At 72.3% G+C, this 23,317-nt stretch carries 21 protein-coding genes and 1 pseudogene; 8 read left to right on the top strand and 14 right to left on the bottom strand.

The features are described from left to right. Positions 1-93 precede the first annotated feature (93 nt). Positions 94-612: a gluconokinase gene (locus BN1197_RS05135; RefSeq protein WP_040156908.1), complete on the bottom strand. Its 519-nt coding sequence runs from the start codon at positions 610-612 to the stop codon at positions 94-96. 157 nt (positions 613-769) lie between these two features. On the opposite strand from BN1197_RS05135, the gene BN1197_RS05130 reads away from it, so the two are divergent. The 4 genes from BN1197_RS05130 to BN1197_RS05115 all read left to right on the top strand — a co-directional run bounded on the left by BN1197_RS05130 (position 770) and on the right by BN1197_RS05115 (position 5,307). After that, positions 770-2,080, top strand: coding sequence for a glycosyltransferase family 4 protein (locus BN1197_RS05130; protein ID WP_245851830.1), 1,311 nt, complete (start codon positions 770-772; stop codon positions 2,078-2,080). Then, a complete protein-coding gene (locus BN1197_RS05125; RefSeq protein ID WP_040156907.1) occupies positions 2,067-2,777 on the top strand; it encodes a class I SAM-dependent methyltransferase in 711 nt (236 codons plus the stop codon). The genes BN1197_RS05130 and BN1197_RS05125 overlap by 14 nt, the downstream gene beginning before the upstream one ends. A gap of 10 nt (positions 2,778-2,787) precedes the next feature. Beyond that, positions 2,788-3,801, top strand: a complete 1,014-nt coding sequence (locus BN1197_RS05120; RefSeq protein ID WP_052466039.1) for a hypothetical protein — start codon at positions 2,788-2,790, stop codon at positions 3,799-3,801. Positions 3,802-3,930: 129 nt separating this feature from the next. Further along, the gene (locus BN1197_RS05115) at positions 3,931-5,307 is read left to right on the top strand and encodes a dicarboxylate/amino acid:cation symporter (protein ID WP_082043651.1); all 1,377 of its coding nucleotides are present in this window, start codon (positions 3,931-3,933) and stop codon (positions 5,305-5,307) included. A gap of 2 nt (positions 5,308-5,309) precedes the next feature. On the opposite strand, the gene BN1197_RS05110 is transcribed toward BN1197_RS05115, so the two are convergent. Continuing rightward, positions 5,310-5,993 (bottom strand): class I SAM-dependent methyltransferase, encoded by a 684-nt coding sequence (locus BN1197_RS05110; protein ID WP_040156906.1) that lies wholly within the window; start codon positions 5,991-5,993, stop codon positions 5,310-5,312. Between the two features lie 60 nt (positions 5,994-6,053). On the opposite strand from BN1197_RS05110, the gene BN1197_RS05105 reads away from it, so the two are divergent. Continuing rightward, positions 6,054-6,860, top strand: coding sequence for a PaaX family transcriptional regulator C-terminal domain-containing protein (locus BN1197_RS05105; protein ID WP_176489713.1), 807 nt, complete (start codon positions 6,054-6,056; stop codon positions 6,858-6,860). A 15-nt stretch (positions 6,861-6,875) separates the two neighbouring features. On the opposite strand, the gene BN1197_RS05100 is transcribed toward BN1197_RS05105, so the two are convergent. The 6 genes and pseudogenes from BN1197_RS05100 to ccmA all read right to left on the bottom strand — a co-directional run bounded on the left by BN1197_RS05100 (position 6,876) and on the right by ccmA (position 13,409). Further along, positions 6,876-7,553 carry a GAF and ANTAR domain-containing protein gene (locus BN1197_RS05100; RefSeq protein ID WP_040156904.1) on the bottom strand — a complete coding sequence of 226 codons (678 nt, stop codon included), beginning with the start codon at positions 7,551-7,553 and terminating at the stop codon, positions 6,876-6,878. A 205-nt stretch (positions 7,554-7,758) separates the two neighbouring features. Then, a complete protein-coding gene (locus BN1197_RS05095; protein WP_040156902.1) occupies positions 7,759-8,493 on the bottom strand; it encodes a PspA/IM30 family protein in 735 nt (244 codons plus the stop codon). A 1,586-nt stretch (positions 8,494-10,079) separates the two neighbouring features. Beyond that, a pseudogene (locus tag BN1197_RS17675) lies at positions 10,080-10,436 on the bottom strand (TPM domain-containing protein); the annotation flags it as partial. Between the two features lie 324 nt (positions 10,437-10,760). Then, the gene (locus BN1197_RS05085; RefSeq protein WP_141397223.1) at positions 10,761-11,099 is read right to left on the bottom strand and encodes a hypothetical protein; all 339 of its coding nucleotides are present in this window, start codon (positions 11,097-11,099) and stop codon (positions 10,761-10,763) included. 49 nt (positions 11,100-11,148) lie between these two features. Continuing rightward, positions 11,149-12,669: a DUF6297 family protein gene (locus BN1197_RS05080; protein WP_141397222.1), complete on the bottom strand. Its 1,521-nt coding sequence runs from the start codon at positions 12,667-12,669 to the stop codon at positions 11,149-11,151. A gap of 41 nt (positions 12,670-12,710) precedes the next feature. Further along, a complete protein-coding gene (gene ccmA / locus BN1197_RS05075; protein WP_040156895.1) occupies positions 12,711-13,409 on the bottom strand; it encodes a heme ABC exporter ATP-binding protein CcmA in 699 nt (232 codons plus the stop codon). Positions 13,410-13,515: 106 nt separating this feature from the next. Here ccmA and BN1197_RS05070 point away from each other — a divergent pair, with 106 nt between their 5' ends. Both BN1197_RS05070 and menC read left to right on the top strand, forming a co-directional pair. Then, a complete protein-coding gene (locus BN1197_RS05070) occupies positions 13,516-14,367 on the top strand; it encodes a hypothetical protein (protein ID WP_052466037.1) in 852 nt (283 codons plus the stop codon). Positions 14,368-14,416: 49 nt separating this feature from the next. Next, positions 14,417-15,544, top strand: a complete 1,128-nt coding sequence (menC, locus tag BN1197_RS05065) for an o-succinylbenzoate synthase (protein WP_040156892.1) — start codon at positions 14,417-14,419, stop codon at positions 15,542-15,544. Positions 15,545-15,557: 13 nt separating this feature from the next. On the opposite strand, the gene BN1197_RS05060 is transcribed toward menC, so the two are convergent. Further along, positions 15,558-16,754, bottom strand: a complete 1,197-nt coding sequence (locus tag BN1197_RS05060; protein WP_040157221.1) for a cysteine desulfurase-like protein — start codon at positions 16,752-16,754, stop codon at positions 15,558-15,560. 124 nt (positions 16,755-16,878) lie between these two features. On the opposite strand from BN1197_RS05060, the gene BN1197_RS05055 reads away from it, so the two are divergent. Next, positions 16,879-18,168 carry a citrate synthase gene (locus BN1197_RS05055; RefSeq protein WP_040156890.1) on the top strand — a complete coding sequence of 430 codons (1,290 nt, stop codon included), beginning with the start codon at positions 16,879-16,881 and terminating at the stop codon, positions 18,166-18,168. 148 nt (positions 18,169-18,316) lie between these two features. Here BN1197_RS05055 and BN1197_RS05050 read toward each other — a convergent pair whose 3' ends face one another. The 5 genes from BN1197_RS05050 to BN1197_RS05030 all read right to left on the bottom strand — a co-directional run bounded on the left by BN1197_RS05050 (position 18,317) and on the right by BN1197_RS05030 (position 23,303). Beyond that, positions 18,317-19,573 (bottom strand): MFS transporter, encoded by a 1,257-nt coding sequence (locus BN1197_RS05050; RefSeq protein WP_095999860.1) that lies wholly within the window; start codon positions 19,571-19,573, stop codon positions 18,317-18,319. Positions 19,574-19,635: 62 nt separating this feature from the next. Next, the gene (locus BN1197_RS05045) at positions 19,636-20,532 is read right to left on the bottom strand and encodes a CoA transferase (RefSeq protein ID WP_052466036.1); all 897 of its coding nucleotides are present in this window, start codon (positions 20,530-20,532) and stop codon (positions 19,636-19,638) included. Beyond that, positions 20,529-21,245, bottom strand: a complete 717-nt coding sequence (locus BN1197_RS05040) for a GNAT family N-acetyltransferase (protein WP_040157217.1) — start codon at positions 21,243-21,245, stop codon at positions 20,529-20,531. The genes BN1197_RS05045 and BN1197_RS05040 overlap by 4 nt, the downstream gene beginning before the upstream one ends. Before the next feature lie 37 nt (positions 21,246-21,282). Next, complete coding sequence (locus BN1197_RS05035) at positions 21,283-22,989, bottom strand: hypothetical protein (RefSeq protein ID WP_096807367.1); 1,707 nt, start codon at positions 22,987-22,989, stop codon at positions 21,283-21,285. Beyond that, positions 22,986-23,303 (bottom strand): hypothetical protein, encoded by a 318-nt coding sequence (locus BN1197_RS05030; protein ID WP_040156883.1) that lies wholly within the window; start codon positions 23,301-23,303, stop codon positions 22,986-22,988. Before BN1197_RS05030 ends, BN1197_RS05035 begins: the two co-directional genes overlap by 4 nt. Between the last annotated feature and the right edge of the window lie 14 nt (positions 23,304-23,317).

The following is a 23,317-nucleotide window of genomic DNA, read 5'->3' as shown; positions in this document are numbered from 1 at the left end:
GCGCCGCATCCTCACACGGATGCGCGCCTGGCGACCGACGTCGAGAACCGGCGTCGCCGAGTGGGCGCTCCGAGCGGCGAACGGCGGAGGGGCTCAGTGCCGCACGCGGGCGAGGATCTCGTCGACGATCTGCTCGGGCGGCGTCTCGATCGACACCGTGAAACCAGGCTCGTCCTCCTCCAGCAGTTCGAGGGTGTCGAGCTGCGACTGCAGCAGGGTCAACGGCATGAAGTGACCCTTGCGCACCCCCATCCGCTCCTTGAGCGTCTCGTATGGGCCGTGAAGCAGCACGAACGTGACGTCTCCCGCCCCGCACAGGATCTCGCGGTAGGACCGTTTGAGCGCCGAGCACGTGGTGATGCTCGATCGACCCTCGCGCTGGCGCTCGATCATCCAGTCGCGCAGCGCCTCCAGCCAGGGCTGCCGGTCCGCGTCGTTCAGCGGCTCCCCGCGGCTCATCTTGTCGATGTTGGCCTGGGGGTGGAAGTCGTCGGCCTCGGCGTACTCCCATCCGGTCCGCTGCTGCAGGATCTCCGCGACGGTCGTCTTGCCCGAGCCGGAGACGCCCATGACGACGATGTGGCACACGCTGGGGTCCTGGTGATCGTTCATGCGTCTACTTCACACCATGACGCGACCGAATGGTCGAGGAGGACCCGGCCGGCGAAGGACGCCGGCCCTGGGAGCGGGTTTGGCACGCAGGTCAGTAGGCTGTCGCAGGGCCCTTCGTCGGGTCGGTCGTGCCACGACGATTCGGACAGGAGGGCGCATGGGTCTGCGGGTCGCTCTGCTCTCCTACCGCAGCAAGCCCCACGTGGGCGGGCAGGGTGTGTACGTGCGCCGCCTCTCGCGGGAGCTCGTCCGCGCCGGTCACGAGGTCACGGTGTTCTCGGGTCAGCCGTACCCCGAGCTCGACGCCGGGGTGGAGCTGGCGCGGCTCCCGAGCCTCGACCTCTACCGCGAACCCGACCCGTTCCGCGTTCCCCGGCTGCGCGAATACCGCGATCTCGTCGACGTGCTTGAGGTCGCCACCATGATGACCGCGGCCTTTCCCGAACCCCTGACGTTCTCGCTGCGCGCCGCTCGCGAACTGCGCCGGCGGCGTGAGGAGTTCGACGTCGTCCACGACAACCAGTGCCTCGGCTACGGGCTGCTCGACGTCGCCCGGCACCTGCCCCTGGTCACGACGATCCACCACCCCATCACCCGCGACCGCGCGACCGACCTCGCCGGCGCCAGCGGATGGCGCCGAGTCTCGCTGCGGCGCTGGTACTCGTTCCTCGCGATGCAGAAGCGGGTCGCCCGGGCCCAGCGGCACGTCCTCACGGTCTCGGGATCCTCGGCGCGCGACATCGTCGCCGACTTCGGCGTCGACCCGCGGCGCATCGAGGTCGTGCCGCTCGGGGTGGACATCGACGTCTTCACCCCCTCGGCCGCCGGCGACACTTCCCGGACACCGGGACGCATCGTCACCATGGCGAGCGCCGACGTGCCGCTCAAGGGCGTCGACGTGCTGCTCCACGCTCTCGCGCGGCGACGGCGGACGCACCCGCAGTCACCACTCGAACTCGTGCTCGTCAGCCGGCCGGCGAAGGGTGGGGCGACCGAGCGCCTCATCGACCGACTCGGGCTCACCGACGTCGTCACCGTGCGCAACGGCCTCTCGGACGCCGAGCTCGCGGCGCTCATCGCGTCGGCCGAGGTCGCGTGCGTGCCCTCGCGCTACGAGGGGTTCTCGCTGCCGACGGTCGAGGCCATGGCGTGCGGCACCCCGCTCGTCGTCAGCGACGCCGGCGCGATCGGAGAGGTCGTCGGCCACGACGGAAACGGCGGCGCGCCGGGGGCTCTCGTCGTCCCGCCGGGAGACGTCGACGCCCTCACCGCCGCCCTCGGCCGGTTGCTCGACGACGCCACGATTCGCGAACGTCTCGGACTCGGCGGGCGGGCTCGCGCCGTCGCGGAGTACTCCTGGCCTGCCGTCGCGGCGCACACCGCTGCCGTGTACGCGCAGGCCGTCGCGTCGCACCGCTCGTCCTCACCCGTCGTCTCAGGAGAAGGAGCCCCGCGTGCTCACCGTTGACTTCGACCGTCTGGGCCTGCGCCCCGGCGACCGCGTGCTCGACCTCGGGTGCGGTGCCGGCCGGCACGCGTTCGAGATGTACCGCCGGGGAGCCGACGTCACGGCCTTCGACCAGGACGCCGACGAACTCCGCGGTGTCGCCGAGATGTTCGGTGCGATGGAGCTCGAGGGCGAGGGCGCCGCCGGCGGAGCGCGGACGGTCGAGGGTGACGCACTCGACCTGCCGTTCGACGACGGCGGGTTCGACAGGGTGGTCGCCGCCGAGGTGCTCGAGCACATCCCGGACGACACCCGCGCGATCGCCGAGCTCGTCCGCGTGCTGCGGCCCGGCGGGACGATGGCCGTGACCGTCCCCCGTTACTGGCCCGAGCGAATCTGCTGGACGCTCTCGGACGAGTACCACGAGGTCGAGGGTGGGCACGTGCGGATCTATCGCGCCGACGCCCTCGCCGGGCAGTTGAGGCAGGCCGGGCTCGTCGTCCTCGGGCGCGAGCACGCCCACGCCCTGCACGCGCCGTACTGGTGGCTCAAGTGCGCCGTCGGCGTCGACGACGACGAGAACCGCCTCGTCAAGGCCTATCACCGCCTGCTCGTGTGGGATCTCATGAAGCGGCCCGCACTCACGCAGACCGCCGAGCGGCTGCTCAACCCCGTGCTCGGCAAGTCGGTCGTGCTCTACGCGCGCAAACCGGGATGAGCCCGGTCCGATGAGCACGACCGCAGGCACGACCCGGCTGCCCGGCGAGGCCGAGCTGGCCCGCACCGGCGCGGCGATCGCGGCGACCCAGGCCGCGTGCGGCGCGATTCCCTGGGACGTCGCCGGTGACACCGCGGGCAAGATCGACGCCTGGGACCACGTCGAGTGCGCGATGGCGCTGCTCGCCACCGGCTTCGACGAGGAGGCCGCCGCCGCCTACGACTGGCTCGCGGCGACCCAACGCGACGACGGCTCTTGGCCCCTGGAATGGCGCGTGGCCCCGGGAGATTCGCCGGAGGTCGTCGACGCCGGCTTCGACACCAACCTCACGGGGTACGTCGCGGTCGGGGTGTGGCACCACTGGCGCAGCCGCGGCGACCTGGCGGCGCTGAAGCGATGGTGGCCGACGGTCGCCGCGGCCCTCGACGCGGTGGCGTCCCTGCAGCTGCCGAGCGGGGCGGTCGCGTGGGCCCGCGGACAGGGCGGCACGGCCACCACCGGGCTGCTCGCGGGGAGCTCGTGCCTGCACCTGGCGTTCCGGTGCGGAGCGATCCTCGGCGACGTCGTCGGCGACCCCCGCCCTCGGTGGCGCGAGGTCGCGGCCCGCATCGCCGCGTGCGTCACCGGATGCGCCGACGACCCCGCGGTGTTCGAGCCCAAGCATCGGTACTCGATGGACTGGTACTACCCCGTCCTCGGCGGTGCCCTCGCCGGGGCCCCCGCGCGGGCCCGCATCGACGCCCGGTGGAGCGACTTCGTCGTCCCCGGCCTGGGCATTCGCTGCGTCGACGACCACCCCTGGGTCACCGGCGCCGAGACGTGCGAACTCGCGCTCTCCCTACGCGCCCTCGGGCGACACGAGGAGGCGAGGCGCCTGGTCGCCGACATGCAGCACCTGCGCGACGAGGACGGCTCGTACTGGACGGGTTACGTCTACCCCGACGACGCCCGGTGGCCGATCGAGCGTTCGACGTGGACCGCCGCCGCGGTGGTGCTGGCGACCCGGGCTCTGACTCGGGGCTGAGCGTCGACGATCTCCCCTCTTGCGCAATACATTCCACGACGTTTGGGAATGCATAACGCGGCATGCGGGTTGCCCCCTGTACGGCCGGGCCGTCGCGGAGCGCCCGTCGTCATGCCGAAGGGAGTTCACATGTCCTCGTCGCCTCGTGCCGTGGACGAGAAGACGCAGGCAGAGCGTCGTCCTCGTCGCGGCCTCCACCTGTCGTTCGGGATGCAGATCCTGCTCGCACTCGTCGCCGGTGTCGCCCTCGGCTGGGTGGCCCGCCAGTACCACGTCGGATGGCTCGAAGCCGGACTCGACGGCATCGGCAGCCTCTTCGTCCAGCTCCTCAAACTCGCGATCCCGCCGCTGGTGTTCACGGCGATCGTCGTCAGCGTCGCCAACCTGCGCAACGTCACCAACGCCGCCCGCCTCGTCGGGCAGACCCTCCTGTGGTTCGCGATCAGCGGCCTGCTCGCCGTGCTCGTCGGCATCGGCCTCGGCCTGCTCACCGACCCGGGCCAGGGCGTGACCCTCGACATGGGCACGGCCAAGGCCCCCGACCACACCGGCTCGTGGACCGACTTCCTCACCGGCATCATCCCCACCAACCCCGTCGGCGCGTTCGTCGAGGGCAACGTGCTGCAGATCGTGTTCCTCGGTGTCGTCGCCGGCATCGCCGCCGTCAAGATCGGCGCGAAGGCCGACCCGTTCATCCACCTCTCCGAGTCCGTTCTCGAGATCACCCAGAAGGCCCTGTGGTGGGTCATCCGCCTCGCCCCGATCGGCACCCTCGGCCTGATCGGTCGCGCCGTCGCCGGCTACGGCTGGGATCTCGTCGCCCCGCTCGCGACGTTCACCATCGACGTCTACGTCGCCTGCGCGATCATCCTGTTCGTCGTCTACCCCGTGCTTCTCGCGGTGTTCGCCAAGGTCAGCCCGCGACGCTTCTACGCAGGCGCGTGGCCGGCCATCCAGCTCGGGTTCGTCTCGCGCAGCTCGGTGGGCACGATGCCCCTCACGCAGCGCGTCACCACCGAACGCATCGGCGTCTCCCGCGAGTACGCCTCGTTCGCCATCCCCTTCGGCGCGACCTCGAAGATGGACGGTTGCGCCGGGGTCTACCCCGCGCTCGCCGCGATCTTCGTCGCCCAGATCTTCGGGGTGCACCTCGGCCTCGTGGACTACGCGCTCATCGCGTTCGTCTCGGTCGTCGGCTCGGCCGCGACCGCGGGCCTCACGGGCGCGATCGTCATGCTCACCCTCACCCTCTCGACCCTCGGGCTCCCCCTCGCCGGTGTCGGCCTGCTGCTCGCGATCGACCCGATCGTCGACATGATGCGCACGGCCACCAACGTCGCCGGGCAGTCCGCGATGACGACGCTCGTCGCGGCGCGTGAGGGACTCCTCGACCGGGAGGTCTTCGACGCCCCGCCGCGCGCCCTCGACGACGAGGCCGTGAGCACCGACGCGGAGCACGACCGCGCCGCATCCGAGCCCTCGACTGACGAGGTTCCTGCCCGCTGAACTCAGGTGAGCGGATCGCCGGCGTCCCCGGCGATCCGCCGTAGGACGCGCATCGACCCGAGGTGGCGGGTCTCCTCCCACACCTTCGAGTCGAGTGCGCGGCGGTAGCAACGCCACGGGGCCTGGCCCCCGTCCTCGGGACGTTCGAAGACGTCGTGGAACACGAGGCTTCCACCCGCCGCGATCCAGCGTCCGAAGCCGAGGTAGTCGTTCGTCACGTGCTCGTCGGTGTGACCGCCGTCGACGAAGAGCAGTGACAACGGAGTGCGCCAGTGCCGCGCCACCGTGGGCGCGCGCCCGACGATCGCGACGACCTCCTCCTCGAGGCCGGCATCGGTGAGCGTGCGGCGGAAGAACGGGAGCGTGTCGATCCGGCCGGCGTGCGGGTCGACGAGCGTGGGGTCGTGGTACTCCCAGCCCGGTTGGTTCTCCTCGCTGCCGCGATGGTGGTCGACGGTGAACGCGACCGCGTCCGGTGCTCCGCGTTCGCGAGCGAGGCGCACCGCGGCCCCGAGGTAGACCGCCGACGTGCCGCACCACGTGCCCACCTCGAGCAGCGGACCGGCCGAGGCACGGCGGGTGGCCTCGGCGAACAGCAGGTCGCCCTCGTCGGCCGGCATGAACCCTCGTGCCGCGCGCGCGACGTCCAGCAGATGTGGCGGCATGGCCGGGATCGCATCGCTCATGGCCGCAGCCTAGGGAGACCCGACGAGCCGGTGCGACGGGGAGGTGGGAGAGTGAACGGCGTGGCGGAATCGGACACGGGCGCCCGCCCGGGTGCGGGTGTGGTGGCGTTCCTGTTCGGGGTCGCCGAGACCACGTCGCTGCCCGGACCCGCGCTCGTGCGGTTGCTCGGCGACGTCGGCCTGACCGAGAGCGCCGCGCGCAGCCTCCTCGCCCGGCTGCGTCGCTCCGGAGACCTGCGCACGAGCCGTTCGGGCCGGACGGCGACGTACACGCTCACCGGCGCGATGCTCACCGCGTGGCGGCGCGGCGACGCCCTCGGTCGCGGTCACACCGCGGATCCGTGGGACGGCACCCTGCACGGCATCCTGTGGTCGGTGCCGGAGACGCATCGCGCCTACCGCGACCACCTGCGCCGACTCGCCCGCCTGGCCGGGTACGCGCCCCTGCATCCCGGGCTGTTCGTCAGCGTCGCCGACCACTGGCGCATCGTCGCCGACCAGGCGGGCCAGGCACCGCCCGGCGCCCGCGTCGGCCCGCTCGAGCTGCGCATGGACCCTGCCGACGCCGCCGCGGCCGCCCGCGACGCGTGGAACCTCGACGCGCTGGCGGGGCGCTACCGCGCCCTGACGGTCACGCTGCAGCGCAGCCGCGAGGCGCACGTCACGCCCGGCCCCGAGTCGCTGCGGCGCTTCGTCGAGACGGCTCATCCGGTGTACACGGCCCTCGTCGCGGACCCGGGCCTGCCGGCCGAGCTACTGCCCGACGACTGGCCGATGCCGCTGCTGCTCACCGAGCTGCACGCGGTGCTCGCTCGGTACCACGAACCGCTGCGGGAGTACCTGCGCGAGATCCTCGACGGGGCATGACCCCTCGTCACCGCCTCAGTCGGGCAGGACGCGCGACTCCACGAGCTGGGCCGCGACCTCGCGCAGCTTGATGTTGCGGTCCTGGGAGTAGCGGCGCAGCACGGCGAAGGCCTGGTCGCGGTTGAGCTTGAACCGTTCCATGAGGATGCCCTGGGCCATGCCGATCATGTGGCGACCGTCGATCGCGCTGCGCAACTCCTCGCGCTCCTTGTCCGCGGCGAGCGCGACGGAGGCGTGGGTGGCGAGGATCGTCGCGACGACGGCGTCCTCCTCGCTGTAGCGGTTCGGCTGGTAGGAGTAGAGGTTGAGCGCGCCGAGCGTGCCCTGGGCCGTCGTGAGGAACACCGCCAGCACGCTGCGGATGCCGAGTTTGCGCACCTCGCCGCACCACTTCGGCCACCGCTCGTCGGTCTCGGTGTCGTCGATGATGAAACGGGTCTGGTCGTCGATCGCCTCCAGGCACGGACCGTGGCCGGTCTCGAGCTGGAGCTCGTCGGCGCGCAGCACGAGATCCTCGGTCACGGCCGCCGAATGCACCTTGCCCTTGCGCACGAGCATCACGCCGCCCAGATCGGCGTCCACGGCGGAGATCGCCGCGCGGAGCACCTCGGCGAGGGTCATGTCGAAGTCGGAACCCTGCAGGCGTCGAGCGAGGTCGGCGAACTCCACGGCCAGACGCTGCCCATCGGTCATCAGTGCCACCTTCTTGCCGTGCCTGATCCGTGGCGCCCTTGTCTCGAGCCGAATCCGGCGAATCACACCTTACGTCGAAACGGCGTACGGCCACGTTGCAGGGCATCACGCCCGACAACAGTGCGGACGCGACCGGCCCGGCGCGCGGCACGAACACGAACGGGCCCCTCGATGCCGAGGAGCCCGTTCGTCCGAGACGCTCGCGTCAGTTGCCGAGCGCCGGTCGGTCCTGCACCTTGAGGGAGGCCAGCCGGGCCTCGATCTCGGAGTCCTGGCCGTAGTCCTCGAGCTCGGCGAACTGGTCCTCGATCGAGGTGGCCGCGGCCTCCTGCCGACCGGCGACCAGCGCCTCCTGCTGCTTGATGCGGTCCTCGAAGCGGGAGAGCTCGCTCGTGGGGTCGAGGACGTTGATCGAGCCCATGGCCTGCTGCACCTTGTCCTGCGCCGCGACGGTGCGGGAACGGGCGACGAGGGCCGAGCGGCGGGACTTGAGGTCCTCGAGCTTGGTCTTCATCTGGGTGAGGCCGTTCTTGAGCTGCTCGACCGTCGCATTCTGCTGCGCGATGGCCGGCTCGGCGTCGCGGGCCTCCTTCTCGTGCTGGATCTGCCTGCCGATGGCGACCTTGGCGAGGTTGTCGAACTTGTCGGCCCCGGCGCTGTCGCCGGAGCCGCGCAGCTCGTCGGCCTTCTTCGACGCGGCGGCGGCCTTGCGACCCCACTCGGCCGCGGCCTCGACGTCCTCGGTGTGGTCGGCCTCGATCATGCGGACCTGGGCGATGGTCTGGGCCACGGCCTCCTCGGCCTCGGCGATCGAGTTGGTGTAGTCGCGCACGAGCTGGTCGAGCATCTTCTCCGGGTCCTCGGCCCGGTCGAGGAGCGCGTTGATGTTCGCCTTGGCCAACTGGGCGACTCGGCCGAGGATGGTCTGCTTCTGAGCCACGGGTGATCCCTTCGAGAGTGGATGGTGCCGGTTGATCGGTGGAGGTCGCTAGGAGGTCGGGTCGGCGGCTGCCGACGGTGACGGTGTTGCCGGATGAACGCGTGACGGAGGCCGCGGGTTCGCGACAGGGGCCCCATGAGGATGCCGCCGAGGATGAGCGAGCCGAGGTCGATGCCGCCCGAACGACCCGGGCCGCCCCAGCCGCCACCCCAGCCGCGGCCGCCGTAGCCTCCGCCGTACCCGCCGCCCCAGGCGTCGTGGTCGTCGTCGGCGAGCCGGAGCGCGTCCTCGCCGAGGCGTTCGGCCTCGTTGAGCAGGGAGGCAGCCCGTTCGGGCTCGGTGCCCGCGAGTCCGGTGGCCTCGTTGTAGACGCGCAGGGCCTCGGAGATGCGCGTGCGCGCCTCGGAGCCGACGGCGCCGCGGCGGGTGCGGATCGAGTCGTCGATCGACATGAGCCGGGCGCGCACGCGGCCGAACCGGTCGTCGAGGCCGGCCTGGGCGCGGCGGGCGTTCTCCTCGGCGTCGCGGTAACCCTGCAGGGCGGCGTCGAGGTCGTTCTCCGCGGTGTCGAGGGCGGCCAGCGCGCCGAGGGGGTCGCCGCCGGTGCGGGCCGCGCGCCCGTGCTCGATGGCCTGCAGCGCCGCGGCGAGCGCCTCCCTGGTCAGCGGGTCGTCGGCGCCGAGGCGTTCGGCGTCGGCGACGTCGGAGCTGATCGAGGCGAGACGCTTCTCGAGCTTCTCGGAGGCCTGGCCGAGATCGACGTGCGCCCGGTCCACCGCGTCGAGCAGCGAGGTCGCCTGCCCGAGGGCGTCCTCGGCGCCCCGGGCCGAGACCACCGCGGCCGGCCGGTCACCCTCCTGCACGTGCGCCCGGCCCGAGGTGATGAGGCCGGCGGCGGCGTCGGCGAGCGCGGCCGCCTGATTGACGTTGGCCTTGACCGTGCGCAGCGCCTGCTCAGGGTAGGTCGCCTGCAGCGCGGCGAGCTGCTGCTTCGCGGCGGGGAGCCGGCCGCGCACCTCGCCGACGCGCCGGTCGAGGTCGCCGAGCAGTTGCGGTGCCCGCGACTGCAGGTCGCGCATGCGCTGGAACTCCTCGGTGTGCTCCTCGAGCACCCGGTCGGCGTCGGTCGCGAGGGTGACGATGCGGTCGTAGGCGGCGGGTCGGTCGGCCTCGGCGATCGTGCCGGCGTCGATCTGGTGCTGGATGCGGAACGCCTCGACCGATCCGGCCTTGGCCTTCTCGAGCGCGTCGCGGAACGTGGCCGTGGCCTGGGTGCCGAACTGCGCCTCGGCGAACGCGAGCTCCTCGCCGGAGGAGCGGATCTCGTCGTCGAGCGCGATGAGCGCGGCCGCGGCCCGCTTGCCGGGGTCGACGTCGTCCTGCGGTCCGCGCCCGCGCGGGGGCTGGCCGGCGGCGCCCTGCGTGCCCTGGTCACGTGGCTCGTCGGCGGCGACCTTGCGTCGACGGCGGCTGAACGCGTAAGCGCCACCGCCGATGGCGAGCGCCGCTGCTCCCCCGGCGACGAGCATCCCGGCGCCTCCGCCGCCGCCACCTCCGACCGAGTCGAACCCCTCGGCCGCCGCGATGGCCGCGTCACCCCAGGAGCCCTGGCCGCTCGCGGCCTTGCGCAGCGCCGGCTCGATGTCGTCGCGGTTGACCTTCTGCAGGTCCTGTTGCGTGAAGTCCTGGGTGCCCGTGGCGTACGTGCCGTAACGCCGGTCCTGGGTCGCCACGGCGAGCAGCACGTCGTTGCCGCCGAGCCCGCTCTTCTGGTACGTCTGCTTCGCCCACTCCGTCGACGCGACACCATCGAAGCTGCGCACGTAGACGACGTGGAGGTCGAGCTTCTCATTCTGTTGCAGCTCGGAGAGGCGCTGCTCGACCTCGCCCTTGTCACCTCCGAGCACGCCGGCGGAGTCGGTGACGGGCGCGGTGAGGCTCATGGGCGGCTCGGCCCAGGCGGCGGGTCCGCCGACGACGAGGACCGCCCCCAGCCCCGCGACCGCTGCGGCCCGGGTGAGCACCCCCTTCAGCGTGGAGGTCGTCGACGGTCTCGTAGCCCCTGGTTCGATGCGCACCCCTCGATCCTCCCCGGGACGACGCGCCCACGCAACGCCTCCACGTCCATCTGCCCCGGTTCATCTGCCCCGCTCAGGAGACGGGCGGGGCGAGTTCCAGCCCTGGGGTGACGTGCTCGGGGTGACGGGGTGACGTGGTGGAGGGCACCCCTGCCCTCCACCACGCACTCCCCCGACGCGCACCCCGGCTCAGCGCGTCTCGTCCCGGCCGTCCTGCGGCCGGTCGTCTCGATGCGACTCCCCACACTCGTCGATCTGCCCGGCCGCGACGAGGTCCTCGCGGTGGCGTCGCACCGCCTCGCGGACGACGTCGTCGAGGGGGCGTCGCGAGGCCGCGGAGACCTCCTCGATCTCCTCCCACAGATCGTTCGGGAGAACCGGCACGACGACCGGTTCACGGGTGTCCACCCAGGCCGGCGAGTCGGGCAGGGCGGGCTGCGGCCGGGACGCGAACAGCACCGCGGTGACGATGACGATGACGACGACCGCGACGACGCACACGGCGAGCACGGCGGGCAGGGCAGACATGTTCCCGATCTTCACCGGGCGCGGTCGAGGTGCGCCTGAGCACGGGTGCTCAGAGTGCTCTGTCCTTCTCGACCCGGGTGAGGAACGTGAGCAGGATCGCGAGGGCGAGCATGGCTCCCCCACCGGGGAATCCGGCGAGTGCGAGCAACACCGGCAGCGCCGCGACGTCGGGTCCGCGCAGCAGCACCGCCATGAGCCCGACCGGTACGGCACCCATGGGGCTCTGCTGCACCTGCCCGGCGGCGATGCCCGAGGACACCTGGGGCGCAGTGCGCAGGACGGCCGCCGCCGCCGACAGGGACAGGCAGACCCACGTGAGCACACCGGCCCCGGTGAGGGCGCAGGCGAGCGCCGCCCAGAGCGCCGCCAGGACGGCGGGAACGACGAGGTGAGCGACGCGCACCCGCACGTCGGGCAGCGGGTACATCCGGCGCACGGAGGTCGAGCGAGTCCACAGGCGCAGGCCGCTCGCGGCACCGTTACCGATGAGGACGGCGAGCAGCGCGACGGCGATCGTGCCGCCGATCGGGCCGAGCAACGACCGGGCGACGACGGCGACCGGCAGGAGGAGGACGGCGACGATCACGACCGTGCGCGCACGCAGCAGCCGCCGCAGGTCGGCCGAGACGATCGCGAGATCGCCGTGGCCGCGCATCGGACGGGACCTGAACCGCCCGCGTGTCTGCCGAACGCGCGCCCCGCGCAGATCCTCGATCGCGCCCGACTCGAGCATGAGCACGCTGGAGACGGCGGCCTCGGCGGCGTCACCGCCCCGGCGCAGCTCGGCGTGAGGCAGCCGGCGCAGGCGGGCAGGCAGGACGGCCGCGGCGAGGACGGCCGCGAGCGCGCCCGTGGTGACGGCGATTCCGCCGACGACCACGGTGGGCACGCCCGGCAGGACGGGCAGCGACCAGGGACCGACCGCCATCGCGGCGCCGGCGATGCCGAGGAGCAGCAGCCCGCGACCGACGGCCGTCCACCAGCGACCCGCGGAGGTGGTCTGCACCCAGGCCGCGACCAGCACGAGGAACACCCCGGCCGACACTCCCGTCACGGCTCCGAGCAGGAGGATGGTCGCGATCGACCGGCCGGTGCCGGCGGCGACGGCAGCGGCCACGCCGACGGCGACTCCGGCGACCGCACCGCACAGGGCGACACCCGCGAGTGGTTCGCGCAGGTCGAGGGCCCGGTCACCGGGCGCCGACCCGAACCATGACCGCCGAGCAGCCGACAACCCGGCCGGTCCGACGAGACGAGTGGCGACGATGAGCGCACCGCTGCCGCCGACGACGATGGAGGCGGCGAGCCAGGAGGACGACGCCGGCCCCAGGCCCTCGCACACCGCGCCGACGCAGGCGTGGGCGACCATGCGCGAGGCCAGCGCGCCTCCCATCGCGAGCACGAGGACGACCGCGACGAGGATCATGTAGGCGGTGCCGAACCGTGAGTCCCCGCGTTCGGCAAGGCGATTGCCCCGAGCCTCGGCGAGGGAGTCGAGGGCGTCGAGCGTCCACGTGCGCCGTTCGGCCAGGGGCGGCAGCTCGCGGTCGACGCGGGGCGGTAGAGGCATGCGATCGTCCGCGGGATCCTCGGGGACTGCCGGAGGACGGTTCACGTGAGGTCCTCGGCCGGCTCGCCTCCGTCGTCGCGCGCCGGCGCCTGCGGGAGCTCGTCGGGTGCCTCGATGCGCACGACCCTGCCTCCGCAGGCCTCGACGAGCGCGGGGTCGTGACTCGCCATGACGACCGTGCGGCCGTCGGCGGCCAGCGCGGCGAGATAGCGCGCGAGCCACGCCCGACCCGCCTCGTCGAGACGTTGCTCGGGCTCGTCGAGGACGAGGAGGTCGAAGGGACGCACGAGAGTGGTCGCCAGCCCGAGCCGCCGCCGCTGGCCCGAGCTCAACGTGCCGGGCACCTGGTCGGCGACGTGAGTGAGTCGTACGGCGGCGAGCGCGTCGTCGACGACGTCGTCGTTCGCGTCGTCACCGTGGGCGCGCGCGAGGAGGTCGAGGTGCTCCCACGCGGTGAGGTCGGGAAACCATGCGAGGTCGTCGAGCACGACCGCGACGCGTCGCCGGGTGGCCGGGTCGCGCTCGTCGTACGGGCTTCCGTCCAGCGTCACCGTGCCGGCGTCGGGAGTCTCGGTGCCGACGAGGCACCGCAGGAGGGTGGTCTTGCCTGCGCCGTTCGGTCCGACGACGGCGACGATCTCGCCGGGCGCCGCGTCGAAACTCACCTCGTGGAGGATGCGGCGACCGCCGTAGGTCTTGGAGATGCCCTCGACGACGAGCCGGGACGCAACGCTGGTCACCGCCCCACGGTAACGGCGTGGGATGGAGACCCGCGGACGGACGCCGGCGTCATGTGGATCAGCGGCTCGGCGGTGCGATGTCGGCGCGGGTGGGCATGATGTGGCCGTGAGCATCGAGGTGCGAGAACTGCACGGCCGCGACGAGGCGGAGGCCGCGACGAGTCTGCTCGCCGCCGTGTGGGGCACGCCGTACGAGTCCGCGCCCATCCCCGGTGACGTCGTCATGTCGATCGGCGCGTGGGGCGGGTGTCTGCTCGGTGCGTTCGACGGCGACGAGCTCGTCGGCGTCGCGGTCGGCATCGCCGCGGCCCCGCACTCCGACACGCTCGCCTCGCTCATCGCGGGGGTGCTGCCGAAGGCCGCGGGCACCGGCGTCGGACGTGCCCTCAAGGACGCGCAGCGCCGGTGGGCGGCCGAACGCGACGTCGCCCGCATCGAGTGGACCTACGACCCACTCGTGCGCCGTAACGCGCACTTCAACCTCAACCGGCTCGGTGTCGGCATCGCCGCGTTCCACGTCGAGCACTACCCGCCCATCCCCGACGGCATCAACGAGGGAGATCCGACCGACCGACTTCTCGCACGGTGGGACGTGCGCGACGCGGCACCGCGGGAGGCGGTCGACGACGACGCGACCCGGGCCGTCGTCGTGCTGGAGGAGGACGGGCGCGGGTGGCCCCGTCTGCACGAGCGTCCCCGTGACCGGGCCTGGCTCGTCGGCACCCCCGCCGACATCGAGTCGCTGCGCCGCGCCGACCCCGAGGCGGGGCTCGCCTGGCGCCACGCGATGCGGGAGGTGTTCCTCGCCGGCCTCGGCCCAGATGCCAGGCGCGCGGTCACCGGGTTCACTCGCGGCGGGGCCTCCTGGCGGTTCGGTGTTCCTCGCCGGCCTCGGCCCAGATGCCAGGCGCGCGGTCACCGGGTTCACTCGCGGCGGGGCCTACGTGCTGGCCCCTGACGCGTCCGAACCGCCAGGAGTTCCCGCCGATCCGACGAAGGTGAGATGAATGAGCTCAGGCGACATCGAGGTCGAACTCCGCGAGGCCGAGCTGCCGCTCGTGCGGCCGTTCCGCACCTCCCGCGGGGTCGAGACGAGCAAGCGCGTGTTGCTCCTGCGCTGGTCACCGCCGGGTTCCACGGCCGCGACGGCGGGCTGGGCCGAGTGCGGCGCCGATCCCGAGCCCACGTACTACCCCGAGTACATCGCCACCGTTCGCCTCGCCCTCGCCGACGTGCTCGTACCGATGGCCCGAGAGATCGCCGCCGGTGACGGGCCGCTCCTGCCTCGGCTGCGCGCCGCCCTCGCCGACCTGCCCGGCATGCCGCTCGCCAAGAGCGCCCTCGAGTCCGCCGTGCTCGACGCGGAACTGCGAGCGTGCGGCATGCCGCTGCGCACGTACCTCGGCGGCGACCGCGAGCGCATCCCGGTCGGGGTCTCGGTCGGCATCCCCGACTCGATCGACGAGCTGCTCGACTGGGTCTCCGGCTACCTCGACGACGGATACCGCCGCATCAAGCTCAAGGTGCGCCCCGGCTGGGACGTCGAGCCGCTGCGCGCGGTGCGCGAGGCGTTCGGCGACGCGCTGCCGTTGCAGGTCGACGCCAACCAGGCGTATCGCACCTCCGACATCCCGCACCTGTTGGGCCTCGACGCGTTCGGGCTGCTGCTGCTCGAGCAGCCGTTCCCGGCCGACGATCTGCTCGGGCACGCGAGGCTCGCCGCCGACCTCGCCACGCCGGTGTGTCTCGACGAGTCGATCACATCGGTGGGCGCGACCGCGGCGGCGATCTCGCTGGGGGCGACCGACAGCGTCAACATCAAGCCCGCGCGGGTCGGCGGCTACCCGATCGCACGCTCGATCCACGACCTCTGCGCGGCGCACGGCGTGCCGGTGTTCTGCGGCGGGATGCTCGAGACCGGCATCGGCCGGGCCATGAACCTCGCCCTCGCCTGCCTGCCCAACTTCACTCTGCCGGGCGACATCTCGGCCACGAGCCGCTACTACGAGCGCGACATCACTCAGCACTTCGAACTCGTCGACGGCCACCTCGTTCCTCCGGAGGGGCCGGGTAGCGGGGCGATCGTCGACCACGACGTGCTCGACGACGTCACGACCGCGGTGACGATGCTCTGATGCCCGGCTCGCCTCAGACGAGCTCGCCCAACGCGGTGAGCAGTCGGTCGACGTCGCCGGCGTCGGAGTACGGGGCGAGCCCGACGCGCACGGCACCGGTGTCGCCCAGGCCGAGGCGGCGGGAGCACTCCAGGGCGTAGAAGGAACCCGCGGGAGCGTTGACGCCGCGTTCGGCGAGCCCGCGGTGGACATCGGCGTCGGCGACGCCCGGCAGCCGGAAGAGCAGAGTCGGAGTGCGACGGGCCGCGCGTGACCAGAGCTGCGCGCCGAGGTCGACGAGGCCGTTCTCGATGCGCAGGCGCAGCCGGTCCTCGTGCTCCTCGATCGCGGCCATAGCGTCGAGCACCCGCTCGCGGCGGGTGGTGCCCGAGTCGCCGGAGCCGAGGGAGGCGATGAGGTCGACGGTCGCGCTCGTCCCCGCGAGCAGCTCGTACGGCAGGGTGCCGAGCTCGAAGCGTTCGGGCACGGCGTCGGTCGAGGGCGCGAGCTTGTCGGGGTGCAGGGTCTCGAGCAGTTCCGGTGAGGCGGCGAGCACTCCGCAGTGCGGGCCCATGAACTTGTACGGCGAGCACAGGTGGAAGTCGGCCCCGAGCGCCCCGACATCGGTGCCGGCGTGGGCCGTCGCGTGCACCCCGTCCACGGCGAACAGAGCGCCCGCGTCGTGGACGAGACGAGAGATCGCCGCGACGTCCGGCCGGGTGCCGACGAGGTTGCTCGCGGCCGTGAGCGCGACGAGGCGCGTGCGTTCGGTGAGCACCGCGGCAACGTCGTCGACCGTCAGCTCGGCCGTCTGCGGGTCGAAGTCGATCCACCGCACCGTGACGCCGGCGCGTTCGGCAGCCTGGACCCACGGCCGGACGTTCGCGTCGTGGTCGAGGCGGGAGACGACGACCTCGTCGCCCTCCGACCACCCGGCGGCGAGCGTGCGCGCCAGGTCGTATGTGATCTGCGTCATGGACCGGCCGAACACGACGCCGCGCGGATCGGCGCCGAGCAGGTCGGCCATCGCGTTCCTCGCTCCGCGCACGACCTCCTCGGCGCGACGCTCCGACGCCGTCACCGTGCCGCGATTGGAGATCCCCGAGGTCATCGTGCGAGCGACCACGCCCGCCACCGGCGCCGGCGTCTGTGTGCCTCCGGGGGCGTCGAAGTAGGCGGTGCCGTCCGAGAGAGCGGGAACGAGGGTGCGCAGGGCGTCGACGTCGTACATGACGACATCCTCGTCGACGACAGGCACACGCGCGCACAGGGATGCAGCCCACACCTCCCCGGGGGGACCATTGTCCCCACGCCGCCTTAAGGTGACTCCGAAGACCACGACATCAGGAGGCAACATGAGCCGGACGGCCCGCATCGAGCTCGATGGGAAGTCGTACGAATACCCTGTGGTCGAAGGCACCGAGCACGAACTGGCCATCGACATCAGCAAGCTCCGTGCCGAAACCGGGTACATCACCCTGGACGACGGCTACGGCAACACCGGGTCCTGCAAGTCCGCAGTCACCTACATCGACGGCGACAAGGGCATCCTCCGCTACCGAGGCATCCCGATCGAGGAACTGGCCGAGAAGAGCACGTTCATCGAGGCGGCCTACCTCGTCATCTTCGGTCACCTGCCCACCATCGAGGAGCGCGACCGGTTCGCGACGATCCTCATGGACAACGCGATGATCGACGAGAGCATGAAGAAGCACTTCGACGCGTTCTCGCAGTCCGAGACCCACCCCATGGCGATCACCTCGGCCATGGTCAACCTCATCAGCGGGTACGAGCCCGACGGCGGCAACATCCGCACCAACGAGGACATGGAGGCCGCGGCCGCCAAGCTCATGAGCAAGGTGCGCACCATCGCCGCAGCCGCGTACAAGGCCTCGATCGGCGAGCCGATCGTGTACCCGCGCTACGACCTGCGGTACGCCGAGAACTTCCTTCACATGATGTTCACCAAGCCGTACCTGCCGTACGAGCCGACCCCGGCGGTCTCCAAGGCGCTCAACCTGTTCCTGCTGCTGCACGCCGACCACGAGCAGAACTGCTCCACCTCCACGGTGCGCATGGTCGCCTCCAGCCAGGCCAACCTGTTCGCGAGCTGCTCCGCCGGCGTCAACGCCCTCTCGGGGCCGCGTCACGGCGGCGCCAACGCCGCGGTCATCGAGATGCTCGAGCAGATCCGCGACAGCGACATGGACGTCAAGGAGTACGTCCGGCGCGTCAAGGACAAGGAAGACGGCATCAAGCTCATGGGCTTCGGCCACCGCGTCTACCGCAACTTCGACCCGCGCTCGAAGATCCTGCGCGCCGCGGCCGAGGACATGTTCAAGGAGCTCGACGTCACCGACCCGCTGCTCGACATCGCGCAGGAGCTCGCCGACACCGCCCTGTCGGACGACTACTTCGTCGAGCGCAAGCTCTACCCCAACGTCGACTTCTACTCCGGCATGATCCTGCGGGCCATGGGCATCCCGATCAACATGTTCACGGTCATGTTCGCCATCGGCCGCATGCCCGGGTGGATCGCCAACTGGAAGGAGATCCACGACGACGAGAAGAACCGGATCTACCGTCCGCGTCAGATCTACGTCGGCCCCACCGACCAGCACTGGATTCCCCGCGAAGAGCGCTGAGCTGCGACATCGTTCGTGACACGTTCGTCGACGCGAGTTCTCCCGAGGCCGGTACGCCCCGCGCGTGCCGGCCTTCGGTATGCTCGGGGGTGTTAGGGGAGGGCGTGTTCGACGAGGTGCGTGCGACGAGGTGCGTGCGACGAGACGCTCAGGCGCGGTAGCGGATGAACACCGGCGCGAGGGCGGCGGCGACGAGTACGCCGATGACGGTGAGGATGCCGCCACCGGCGATCGTCCAGCCGGGGCCGACGAGGGGCGAGGCGGCGCCGTGGACCACGTCGGCGAGCCTCGGACCGCCGGCGACGACGACGATGAACACCCCCTGCAGGCGTCCGCGCACCGCGTCGGACGCCGAGGCCTGCAGCATGCTCTGCCGGAACGCGGCGGAGGCCATGTCGGCCGCCCCGCCGACGGCCAGGGCCACGGCCGCGAGCGTGAGCAGGACCGTCGAGGGCCCGTGGGCCGCGAGGACGACGAACCCGAGCGCGGTGACCGAGGCTCCCCAGACGACGATCGAGGCGACCACCGCGAGCCCGTGGCGCTCGACGCGGGAGACCCAGCCGGAGACGACGCCGCCGAAGACCATGCCGGCGGGCATCGCGGCGAAGAGCACCGCGTAGGCGAGGCCGCCGCCGGGCGGCCCTCCGAACGAGACGTGCGCGACCTCGGGGAACAGGGCCCGCGGCATGCCGAAGAACATCGCGATGATGTCGACGACGAACGACATCATGAGCACCCGGTGGCCCCCGAGGTAGACCAGTCCGTCGACGACCGAGCGCAGGCCGGGGCGGCTCGTCTCGCCCTCGACGGGCAGCGGTGGCAGGTTGACCACCGCCCACAGCGTCGCGAACAGGGTGACGGTGTCGATGAGATACAGCCACGACAGTCCGACGAGCGGGATGAGGACGCCGCCGAGCAGCGGACCGACGACGGCACCCGCCCCGAAGAGCGTCATCGACAGCGAGTTGGCGGCCGGCAGCAGCTCGGGCTCGAGGATCTTGGGCAGCACCGCGCTGCGCGTGGGCTGGTTGACCGCGAAGAACGCCTGCTGCAACGCGAACAGGCCCAACAGCAGCCACACGTTGCGGTTGCCGAGCGCGGCCTGCACGAAGAAGCCGGCGGTCGTGACGATGAGACCCCACGTCGTGACGACCAGCAGGGTGCGCCGGTCGACGGCGTCGGCGAGCGCGCCGCCGTAGAGGCCGAACACGACGAGCGGCACGAGGCCGAAGACGCCGGTGAGACCGACGTAGGCCGACGAGCCGGTGATGAGGTAGATCTGCGCGGGCACCGCGACGATCGTGAGCTGGGCCCCGATGACCGTGGCGATGTTGGCCGTCCACAGCCGCCGGAAGAAGGGGTTGTGCAGCGGCCTCGTGTCGGCCAGGTGCTGGCGCAGGGCCACGACCATCTCCTCGTCGATCCGGTCACGAACCGGGTGTCGTGACCAGGAGCGATGATGCCCGATCAGGGCCCAGTGACCCCACCCGGCTCACGGACGGCGACCAGGGGCACGTCGTGCTCGGTGGCCCAGGCCTCCCATTCGGCGGCCGCTCGGGTGGCGAACACGGCGGCGTAGGACTCGGCGCTGCCGTCGACGTCGAGCAGTTCGAGGGTGCGGGAGAGGAAGTGGGGTTCGAGGGCGGCCAGGGCGATCCAGCCGTCGGCGGCCCGGTAGAGGGAGTACGCGGGGTAGCCGCCCCCGAGGTGGGCGGTCGAGGCGGTGAGTCCGTACCGCGCCGGGGCGGCGAAGTCGTGCGCGGTCTGCGCCAGGGCGACCTCGCGGCGGCATCCGCGTCCGGTGGTGTCGCGGACGCGCAGAGCGACGAGCGCCTCACTCACCGCCCGTTCGGCGCCCGAGAGGTCGGCGACGAACGTCGTCGGCAGGCCGGGCGGGCGGACGAGCCCCTCGACCGCCTCGTACGTGAGGTCGTGGCCGGCGATCTCGGCGTCGGGGCCGGGGTGGCCGACGATGTCGATCTGACCGAGGCGGGGATGCCGCTGGGAGAGGGTCTCGAAGTCGACGCCGAGGCGCCGCAGGGCCGAGGGCCGCGACGAGGTGACGAACAGGTCTGCGGCGTCGAGGAGTTCGGTCATGCGGGCCGCCCCGGTCTCGGTCTTGAGGTCGAGGGTGAGCACCTGCTGGCCCGCGTGCAGCGCGATGAACCACGGCGGAGAGTACTGCTCGAGGGGGTCGCCGGCGGGCGGGAGCACCGTCGTCACCGACGCGCCGAGATCCTGCAGGCGACGCACGGCCACCGGGCCGGGCACGTTGAGGGCGATCGAGACGATCTCGACCCCGGCGAGCGGCCGGTCGAGGTCCGAGGTGACGGGGGCGCCCTGGCGATCGGTCGGGTGGGTCATCGGGTGTCTCCTTCGTCGTCCCAGAGTGCGGCGGTGGCCTCGGAGAGGCGGAACGCCTGGTGCCCGTTCGCGCCGGTCTCGGTGCCCTCGATCCACGCCTCGTGGACCGGCCGGATGCGCTGCCAGTCGTCATCGGTCATGGCGTACCAGGCCGTGTCGCGGTTGCGCCCCTTGTAGACGAGCGCGTTGTGCCAGATCCCCTCGAAGCGAAACCCGAGCCGCGTGGCGGCGGCGCGGGACGCCGCGTTGAGGGCATCGCATTTCCACTCGTAGCGGCGGTACCCGGCGGAGAAGGCGTGTTCGGCGAGCAGCGTCATCGCCTCGGTACCGGCCGTGGCGCGCCGTAGCCGAACGCCGTAGCTGATGGCGCCGATCTCGGCCGCGCCCTCCGCGGGCCGGATGCGCAGAAGGCTCGCCATTCCGAGAACCCCACCGTCGAGGCCGGTGATCACGTGGGGAACCCAGCCGGGGGCCTCGAGGTAGCCGGCGACGATGCGGCGGAGGTCGTCGACGCCGGTCGGCGGCTCCACCGACATGTACGTCCACTGGGATCTGCCGGGCCCCAGCGCCTCCCAGAGGCCTTCGGCGTGCTCGAGCGCCAGGGGTGCGATGGCGACCGTGCGTCCGGTGGCGGTGAGCGCCGGCAACGTGGCGGGCGGGGTCCACGACACCGCGCGGCCCACAGGCTGCCCGAACTCGTCCATGCACGCCATGCTCGGCATCCTGTCAGACGGCACGCTCCTCCGGCCGTCATGACCGGCCCCGATCCAGCGCGAACTCCTCGGTGCGCTCGGCGCCGACCTCGAGTTCGAGCGGCCCCACCCCTACCGTGAACGGCGACCCGTCGGAGCGCGTCCCGTACGTCTGTCGGCGATAGTCCATCTGCCCGCTCTGGACCTCGGGGGACAGCGGGTCGGCCTCGGCCGTTTGACGCAGCAGGTCGAGGGCGCGACGGGTGTCCGCGCTCGGGCCGTCGAGACCGCCGGTGGCCAGATCGGCGGCCGCCCTGTCGAGTTGCTTGACCTCGGCGGGGGTGAGACGCCGGGACTTGTCGCCCAGCACGTACGTCCCCGACTTCGGATCGTCCGTGCGAGTCGTCACCGTCAGCACCCCGGCGCCACTGCGGTCGGTTCGCACCGCCGCCTTGAAACCGGCTCCGGCGCCGTACGTCTGCTGCCGTACGCCCTTGTCGACCACCGGATGCTCGGCTCCGACGCTGCCGCCGACCTCGAAGGACGTGGTGACGGAGCCGTCACGGCGTACCTCCCGGCCGACGCCGATCCGGCCCTGAAGGTGCGCGCCGACCGCCGTCTCGCCCAGCCCACCCCTGGCCTCGGCCCGCGCCTGCACGGCGGCCGTGGTCGCGATGCCGTCGGGCGCGAGGCGGCGCGCGAGCGTCTGAGGTGTGAGCATCGGGTGGGTCGCGAGGATCCGGCCGGCCTCGGCGAGTTTGCGTTCGGCCTCCGCCTTGGAGGTCGACACCCAGATGAGCGTCGCCCCCGTCGAGAGCCCCGCCGCGGCCTCGGCTCCGAGCTCACGCTGGTCGAGGTCGACGGCAAGACCCGGCGTGGTCGCGGCTCCACCGGACGGGCCCGCCGGCCCCGAACCGCCGTGAGTGCCGCCGGAGTCTCCGAGCCACGGAGCCTGCCACCCCACCCGCCCACCGGCGTACCCGTCGAGCGTCACCCGTGTCTCCCAGGTGCCGTCGGAGAGCTCGACGACCTGCGTCTCGGCCCCAAATTCACCGGCGACGGCCCCCACCGTGCCCCCGAGCAGCAACCTCGATGTCGTGCGGCCCACTACGCTCGGTCCGAAGGCGGAGCCCGCGACGGCCGTGGACGACACCGGTGCCGGCATCTCGGGAGGGGTCGACACGAGGTCGATGGCGGTCGCGGCCTCCTGGGCTGCCTGCGCGACCAGCCGATGCAGGTGTCGCGCCTGCTCCTCGTAGGCCTCGTATTCCCGGCGCAGGTCTCCGACCCCGGGCGGCAGTCCCGGGAGGCGGAACGTGGGGCCGGGGCCGGACAGCGTGGGATCGAGCCGAAGGAGGGGGTTGTCGCCGGCTCGGGCCAGGAGGTACGCCCGGGCCTCGTCCCACCGTTGCCAGGCGATTCGGGCGGCGCCGCGCAGGACGGTCATGCGACGGTCGAGATCTTCCAGACGCCCCGCGAGCTCGTCGACCACGCGGTGCAACCGAGCGAAAGATTCCTGCGCCGCGGCGGGCATCGGCGCGTACGACGCGAGTCGGCGCCGGTACAGCTCCCCCTCGCTGCCCGCCCAGCTCGGCACCGTCAGACTCTCCACGGCCTGCTGCGCACCGACGGCGTGGGACGCGAAGACGCCGTAGGCGACGGCGGAGGCCCGCAGCGCCGCGGGCGAGGCGTCGATGTGAAAGAGCGCCTCCGGAAGGGCCGCGATCGAGGCCATTCCGGCCTCGAGTTCCGGCAGCCCGCTCATCGGGGGACCCTCGCGGCCAGGACCCGCCAGGGCTCCGCGGCCTGCCGGTCCTGCTCGGCCATCGTCGCCGCGATGACCGTGACCCCCTCGCCCAAGGCGCCGACGGTCCGCTCCCACTCACCCAGACGCGCCGTCCACGACGTGCGGAACCGCGCTGCCGCCGCCTCGACCGCGGCCGCCTCGCCGGCACCCCGCAGCGGCCCGTACCGGCGGGCCGTGGCCGACCCGGCCGCGACCTCGCGCAACCGGACACCCGCCGCGCGGATGTCCGAGACATCCGCCGAATGGCCGCTCTCCGCCTGTGTCCACGCCATGCCGTCTCCCGTGC

The organism is Mobilicoccus massiliensis, from assembly GCF_000826525.2.
GTDB lineage: Bacteria > Actinomycetota > Actinomycetes > Actinomycetales > Dermatophilaceae > Mobilicoccus > Mobilicoccus massiliensis.
The sequence above is the reverse complement of the archived record's forward strand: the minus strand, read 5'-3'. Positions and strand labels throughout refer to the sequence as shown.